Below are 6,809 nucleotides of genomic sequence, written 5' to 3' on the forward strand. Positions count from 1 at the left end.
CCGACCGACGAACCGTCAGTTGTGGCTGTGCAGAACCTCGTTGAGGCCGCCCCACACCGCGTTGTTCGGCCGCGCCTCCACAGCGCCGGAGACCGAGTTGCGGCGGAAGAGGATGTTCGAGGCGCCGGACAGCTCGCGGGCCTTGACGATCTGGCCGTCGGGCAGGGTCACCCGGGTGCCCGCGGTGACGTACAGGCCGGCCTCGACCACGCACTCGTCGCCGAGCGCGATGCCGACGCCCGCCTCGGCGCCGATGAGGCAGCGCTCGCCGATGGTGATGCGGACGTTGCCGCCGCCGGAGAGGGTGCCCATGGTCGAGGCGCCGCCGCCGATGTCCGAACCGTCGCCGACCACGACACCGGCCGAGATACGGCCCTCGACCATCGAGGTGCCGAGCGTGCCCGCGTTGAAGTTCACGAAGCCCTCGTGCATGACGGTCGTGCCCTCGGCGAGGTGCGCACCGAGCCGGACGCGGTCGGCGTCGGCGATGCGGACACCCTTGGGGGCGACGTAGTCCGTCATGCGCGGGAACTTGTCGATGGACGTCACCTGGAGGTGCAGCCCCTCGGCGCGGGCGTTGAGCCGCACCTTCTCGACGTCGTCGACGGCGACCGGGCCGAGCGAGGTCCAGGCGACGTTGGCGAGGTGACCGAAGATGCCGTCCAGGCTCTGGCCGTGCGGCTGTACGAGGCGGTGCGAGAGCAGGTGCAGGCGCAGGTACGTGTCGTGCGCGTCGAGCGGCTTGTCGTCCAGCGAGGCGATGACCGTACGGACCGCGACCACCTCAACGCCACGCCGGGCGTCCGGGCCGATGGCCTTCGCGGCGCCTTCGCCGAGCAGCTCCACGGCCCGCTCGGCGGACAGCCGCTCGGTACCGGCCGGACCGGGCTCGGCGGACAGCTCCGGGGCGGGGAACCAGGTGTCGAGAACAGTGCCGTCGGCGGTCAGGGTGGCGAGCCCGGCGGCGACGGCGCCGGTGGTGCGAGTAGCAGTCGTGTCGGTCATGGAGAAAACCTAACTTGGCGGGGGCCGCCCGGGCGAACCGGTGCGCCCGGCATCTCACGTGCCGGGCGCAGCGAACGGCTCCCGGCGGCCGCGACCGAGTTCATGATCGGCCGATGATCCGCGCCAGCACCTCACGGGCATACCCCTCGTCGTAAGACGCCCCCGTCAGCAGCACCTGGAGACAGATCCCGTCCAGCAGGGCGACGAGTGCCCGTGCGGTGACGGGGTCGCTGCGGCGGGTCAGGGGATCGACGAGGCTCTGGACCCACTCGGCGGCGACGGGGCGCAGGGCGGGACGGCGGAGGGCGGCGAGGTAGAGCTCGTACTCCAGCTCCACGCCGGTGCGGTCGCCTGCGAGCCACTCGCCGATCAGGCCGGCGAGTTCGGCGGCGAGGTCGGTGTGGGGGTCCTGCAGCGCGCCGCGCGCGGCGAGGACCTTGGCGAAGCCCTCGTTGGCCTGGCGCAGGGCTGCGACCATGAGTTCGTCGAGGGTCTTGAAGTGGTACGTGGTGGAGCCGAGCGGCACATCGGCCTCGGCGGCGACGGAGCGATGGCTCAGCCCGGAGAGGCCCTTGGCGCCCACGACCCGGATCGCCGCGTCGATGATCCGCTGCCGCCGCTCGGGGTCGTACCTGCGCGCCATCAGAACGCACCGCCCGGGCCGGTGTGCGGCGCCATCAGTGCGCCCCGCCCAGGTTCAGCAGCACGACCCCGCCGATGATCAGCACGATCCCGGCGAGCTTGGCGGTGCTGAGCCCCTCGCCGAGGAACACCATGCCGATCCCGGCGATGACGGCGGTGCCGACTCCGGCCCAGATCGCGTAGGCCGTGCCGACCGAGACGGTCTTGAGGGTCTGGGCGAGCAGCGCGAAGGCGACGAGGTATCCGAGGACGGTCACCAGCGACGGCCACAGCCTGCTGAAGCCTTCGCTGTACTTCATGGCGGTCGTGGCGGCCACCTCGGCGGCGATGGCCCCTGCGAGCAGCACGTATCCCATGCGTACGAGTGTACACATCGATGCGTACACCCGTACATAAAGCAGTCGTGCCACTCCCATGGGCACCGCCCGGCGCACCCGATATCGTTCGCGATCACAGGTGGGGGCTGGAGTCGGAAGACTCCCCGAGCATCGGAGCGCAAGGGCGATGTCGGACACATCGGGGTGGGGACCATCGGGGCCGTACGGCGGCCCTCCGGACAACTGGGGCTGGGCGCCGGCGCCCCCGCCGCCCAAGCCGGGTGTCATACCCCTGGCACCGCTCGGCATGGACACGATCTTCGGCGGCGCCTTCGTCACGTTGGGCCGTTACGCGCGACCGCTGTTCGGGCTGGCCATCCTGGTCCATCTCGCGCTGGGCGCCCTGGTGGCGGGTGCGGCGGCGGTCGCGTACGCCGCCGTGAGCGACCATCTGAACGTCCTCTACGACACGTCCCGACACCCGCACTGGGCCGACATCCGGCCCGTCCTGATCGCGTTCGGCGCCGTATGGGCCTTCGGCATGGTGGCCCTGACAGTCGCGGGCGCCTTCGTCCAGGCCTCGTGCGCGGCGACCCTGCACGACGCGGTGCTCGGGCGGCGGGCCACCCTGCGCCGGATCTGGCGGCGCACCTGGCCGCGCACCCTGTCGGTGCTCGGCGTGACGCTGCTGCTCGGCCTGATCCTGCTGATCCCGATGCTGCTGTTCGTCGCGGTGTTCGTCTCAGTCTTCCTGGCCGTGGCCTACAGCAGCGATCTGCCGTACGGAATCTTCTTCCTGCTGATGCTGCTCTCCGTGCCGCTGACGGTCTGGCTGTCCGTCCTGTTCTGCTTCGCCCCGGCCGCCGCCGTGCTGGAGGCGGCGCGGCCCGTGCAGGCGCTGCGCCGTTCGGTGCGGCTGGTGCGGGGCGCGTGGTGGCGTACGTTCGGCATCACACTGCTCGGCGGCCTGATGGTGCTGCTCGTGTCGCTCTTGGTCCGGCTGCCGCTGTTGTTCGCGATGCCGGATCCACAGCCGTACGACACGTCGGCGGGGCGTGCCACGGACGCGGCGGACGCCTTCGCGCAGAGCCTGCCCCACCTGGACGTCTCTCTGGTGCTCTCGGTGGCCGGAAGTCTCCTCCCGCAGCTGTTCGCCATGGTGTTGCTGCCCCTGATCACGGGCCTGCTCTACATCGACCAGCGCATCCGGAAGGAGGGCCTCGCGGACATCCTGCTGCGCGCCTCGGGCTCAGTCCACGAGTGACTTCTTCGGGCGCAGCACACAGAACTCGTTGCCCTCGGGGTCCGCGCGCACGACCCAGCTGACGTCCTCCCGCTGCCCGACGTCGGCCCGGCGCGCCGAGCGCGGTGATCCTCTCGACCTCGGCCTCGCACAGCACCCGCCAGCCGAGAACTTGGGACCAGAAGCGGGCCTGCGCGGGCAGGTCGTGCGCGTCGACGACGAAGTGGTAGAGCGAGACGGCCGTGGACGGCAGTCTCCTCCGGGGCCGGGGCGCCCGCCTCCGCGCGTCCGGCACAGCGGAGCCACCCTCCCGACACAGTGAGCGAACAGCCAGGTCACAGCCTGGATCGCGTTCCCGATCGGACATTCCCAGCGGATTGCCGCGGGATGGATCAACGCGCGTAGACGACACGCGTGGAACACCGTCCGTACATCGGCTCGTAACACCCAGCGCTTAGAAATCTGCCCGACCGGTCAACAGCACGTCCAGGCACCAACTCCCCCCGCTCTTCCGTCCGTTGAAGGGACGCACATGGACAGAACGCTCAGGCACGGCGCCCGCGCGACTGCAGCCGCTCTCATCGCGTCGGGTGCGCTCGTCGCCCTCCCCAGCGCCGCGCACGCGGCCACGGTCACGATCTCCGCCATCCAGGGATCGACCCGGATCTCCCCGTACAACGGTTCCTCGGTCACCACGACCGGCATCGTCACCGCGATCCGTTCCACCGGATCCTCGCGTGGCTTCTGGATCCAGAGCGCGAGCGGCGACGGCAACGCGGCGACCAGTGACGCGATCTTCGTCTACAAGGGTTCGACGACGCCGAGCACCGCGGTCGGCAACAGCGTCACGGTCACCGGCACGGTCTCCGAGTACTACCCCGACTCGAGCGGCGGCAGCCAGTCACTCACCGAGCTCAGCGGCGCCACGTGGACCACCAACTCCACCGGGAACACGCTGCCTTCGGCCACGACGATCAGCGACTCGACGGTCCCCGCCACCTACACGCGCACCAACAGCGGCGGCTCCATCAACTCGTACACGCTGGCCCCGACGACGTACGCCCTGGACTACTACGAGTCCCTGGAGGGCATGCGTGTCGCGGTCGGCAAGGCTCCCGTCGTCGGCAGAACCGACGAGTACAGCGAGCTGTGGGTCAACGTGAAGCCCTCGCAGGTGAATTCGGCGCGCGGCGGCTCGCTCTACTCCTCCTACAGCAGCCAGAACTCGGGCCGGCTCCAGGTCAGCACGCTGCTGTCGTCGACCTTCCCCACGGCCGACGTCGGCGACTCGCTGTCGGGTGCCACCGGCGTCCTCGACTACATCGCGTACGGCGGCTACACCCTCCAGGCCACCACGCTCGGCGCGGTCACCTCGGGCGGCATCGCCAAGGAGACCACGACCGCGCAGTCGACCGGCCAGCTCTCCGTGGCGACGTACAACGTGGAGAACCTCGACCCGACCGACGCCGCCTCGAAGTTCACGGCCCTCGCCTCGGGCATCGTGACCAACCTCAAGTCGCCCGACATCGTGGCCCTGGAGGAGGTTCAGGACAACGACGGCGCCACGGACGACGGAGTGGTCGACGCGACCACGACGATCTCCACGCTGATCTCCGCCATCAAGACGGCGGGCGGCCCGACGTACTCGTACACGACGATCAACCCGACCAACGACGCCGACGGCGGTGAGACCGGCGGCAACATCCGCCAGGTCTTCCTCTACAACACCGCGCGGGTGGGGCTGACTTCGCGCACGGGCGGCACCGCGACGACCGCCAACTCGGTGGTGAACAGCAGCGGCACCGCCCAGCTGAAGTACTCGCCCGGCCGCATCGCCCCGACCAGCACGGCCTGGGACGCCAGCCGCAAGCCCCTCGCGGCGGAGTTCACCTTCAACGGCTCGACGTACTTCGTGATCGCCAACCACTTCGTCTCCAAGGGCGGCGACTACTCGCTGCACAGCCAGTACCAGGCCCCGACCCGCTCCTCGGAGACGCAGCGCACCGCACAGGCCGCCGCGGTCAACTCCTTCGTGGACTCGATCCTCGCGGTCCAGTCCAGCGCGAAGGTGATCGTGCTCGGCGACCTGAACGACTACCAGTTCTCCACCACCGCCACGACCCTTGAGGGCGGCGTACTGACCGACCTGGTGGACACCCTGCCCGCGTCGCAGCAGTACACCTACGTCTACGACGGCAACTCCCAGGTCCTCGACCACACCCTGGTCAGCTCCGCGATCACGTCGTACGCCTACGACATCGTCCACATCAACAGCGAGTTCTCGGACCAGACCAGCGACCACGACCCGCAGGTCGTCCGGATCACTCCGTAGCCACCCGGTCCGGCGGCCCTGGCCAAGCCCCGACCGGGGCCTGGCCAGGGCCTGGCTAGGCCCTGAACTCGGACGTGGTCATCAACTGACTGGCCACGGGCCCCGGTTCCCGCACCCGCGCCAAGCGGTCGAGCATGCGCCGCTTGGCGTGGGCGGCCCGTCGCAGCACCTCCACGCGCCGGTAGCGCAGCAGCTCGGCGGGGTCGGGCCGGACGGCGCCGGCGAGTTCGTAGCCGTACGAGGTGAGCCGGTCGCCCAACACCTCGTCGCACAGCCTGATCTGAGCGGGCGTCAGTCTCGTGGCCCAGCTGCCCGCCCGCGAGGTGTCCAACGCGCCGTGCGTACGCCGGTGCCAGGTCTTCCGCGCGGGCACCGCCACATCGGCCACCCGGTACGGCTCGGTCATCTCGGGGACGTACTCCTCCCCCAAGAACCCGCACACACCCCGCAGTTGGCCCTCGGGATCGGCCACCAGATCCTCGAAGCGCAGCTCGTGCCAACTACCCGACCCCAGCCTGCGGGCGTATCCGCGCGTGGTGTCCATGACCTGCGCCCAGGTGGCCACGGCCTCGTGGAACCCTCGATGCCACCAGGGCATGCCCAGCAGCGAGGCGACGCAGTCCCGTCCGTCCCGCACGAGATGGATGAACTGAGCGTCGGGGAACAGCCGCAGGATCTCCGCCACATGCAGGGCGTACGCGGGCCGCTTGTCCCCCCACCGCACCTTCCCGTGCTCCTCGGCGTACGCCTTGAGCGCGATCCCGAGCGCCGAGCCGAGCGTCGGCGGCCCGTCCGTGATCCGCTCGGCCACCCGCCCGGGGTCCACCCCCAGCTCGTGGAAGCGTGTCTCCTTCCGGCCGGTGATCCACTGCGCGAGTCCGGCCCGGTTCCCGCGCTCCTTCAGGTCCCCGAACCCGAGCCGTCCCTCATAGGCGGGCAGCACGAACCGCGTCTCGGGCGGCAGCGCGATCCGTGGATGCGCGTGCAGCATCAGCTGCAGAAGTGTGGTCCCGGAGCGGGGACAGCCGAGGACGAAGACGGGTCGCACAGAGTCAGACACGCTTCCACGCTGCCGCGACCCGATGAGCCCGAACTGGGATCACGCTGAGAATGCCGTATGAACCCGCCGGTCGACCGCCCGTGAACACGACGAAGCGGGGGGACCCCCCCCGCGCCGCCCCCTCCCCCCACCCCCCCCCGCACCCCCACCCCTCCGCTCTCCCCCCCACTTCAACCCAACACCCCCAACCGCCCCCCTCCCCCCCCCCTT

At 70.4% G+C, this 6,809-nt stretch carries 6 protein-coding genes and 1 pseudogene; 2 read left to right on the plus strand and 5 right to left on the minus strand.

All coding sequences use genetic code 11. From position 1 onward, the window contains the following. Positions 1-15: 15 nt before the first annotated feature. The 3 genes from dapD to ACZ4WS_RS28760 form a co-directional block, all read right to left on the minus strand. Positions 16-1,005 (minus strand): 2,3,4,5-tetrahydropyridine-2,6-dicarboxylate N-succinyltransferase, encoded by a 990-nt coding sequence (dapD, locus tag ACZ4WS_RS28750; protein WP_467984845.1) that lies wholly within the window; start codon positions 1,003-1,005, stop codon positions 16-18. Between the two features lie 100 nt (positions 1,006-1,105). Then, complete coding sequence (locus tag ACZ4WS_RS28755) at positions 1,106-1,648, minus strand: TetR/AcrR family transcriptional regulator (RefSeq protein WP_467984847.1); 543 nt, start codon at positions 1,646-1,648, stop codon at positions 1,106-1,108. Positions 1,649-1,682: 34 nt separating this feature from the next. After that, complete coding sequence (locus ACZ4WS_RS28760) at positions 1,683-2,003, minus strand: DMT family transporter (RefSeq protein WP_467984849.1); 321 nt, start codon at positions 2,001-2,003, stop codon at positions 1,683-1,685. Positions 2,004-2,151: 148 nt separating this feature from the next. Between ACZ4WS_RS28760 and ACZ4WS_RS28765 the strand changes: the two genes are divergently transcribed. Further along, complete coding sequence (locus ACZ4WS_RS28765; RefSeq protein WP_467984851.1) at positions 2,152-3,228, plus strand: DUF7847 domain-containing protein; 1,077 nt, start codon at positions 2,152-2,154, stop codon at positions 3,226-3,228. Here ACZ4WS_RS28765 and ACZ4WS_RS28770 read toward each other — a convergent pair. Next, positions 3,214-3,460: pseudogene (locus tag ACZ4WS_RS28770) on the minus strand (VOC family protein). The gene ACZ4WS_RS28765 and the pseudogene ACZ4WS_RS28770 overlap by 15 nt on opposite strands. A 279-nt stretch (positions 3,461-3,739) precedes the next feature. On the opposite strand from ACZ4WS_RS28770, the gene ACZ4WS_RS28775 reads away from it, so the two are divergent. Then, positions 3,740-5,539 carry an endonuclease/exonuclease/phosphatase family protein gene (locus tag ACZ4WS_RS28775; protein ID WP_467984853.1) on the plus strand — a complete coding sequence of 600 codons (1,800 nt, stop codon included), beginning with the start codon at positions 3,740-3,742 and terminating at the stop codon, positions 5,537-5,539. Positions 5,540-5,594: 55 nt separating this feature from the next. Here the strand turns inward: ACZ4WS_RS28775 and ACZ4WS_RS28780 are convergent, their stop codons facing one another. Beyond that, positions 5,595-6,599: a sulfotransferase family protein gene (locus tag ACZ4WS_RS28780; RefSeq protein WP_467984855.1), complete on the minus strand. Its 1,005-nt coding sequence runs from the start codon at positions 6,597-6,599 to the stop codon at positions 5,595-5,597. Between the last annotated feature and the right edge of the window lie 210 nt (positions 6,600-6,809).

Source organism: Streptomyces sp. NPDC029292 (assembly GCF_055569295.1).

What these genes read in the sequence shown, in the direction of transcription:
- dapD (WP_467984845.1), bottom strand. Translation starts at nt 1,005, where the DNA reads ATGACCGACACGACTGCTACTCGCACCACCGGCGCCGTCGCCGCCGGG.
- ACZ4WS_RS28755 (WP_467984847.1), bottom strand. Translation starts at nt 1,648, where the DNA reads ATGGCGCGCAGGTACGACCCCGAGCGGCGGCAGCGGATCATCGACGCG.
- ACZ4WS_RS28760 (WP_467984849.1), bottom strand. Translation starts at nt 2,003, where the DNA reads ATGGGATACGTGCTGCTCGCAGGGGCCATCGCCGCCGAGGTGGCCGCC.
- ACZ4WS_RS28765 (WP_467984851.1), top strand. Translation starts at nt 2,152, where the DNA reads ATGTCGGACACATCGGGGTGGGGACCATCGGGGCCGTACGGCGGCCCT.
- ACZ4WS_RS28775 (WP_467984853.1), top strand. Translation starts at nt 3,740, where the DNA reads ATGGACAGAACGCTCAGGCACGGCGCCCGCGCGACTGCAGCCGCTCTC.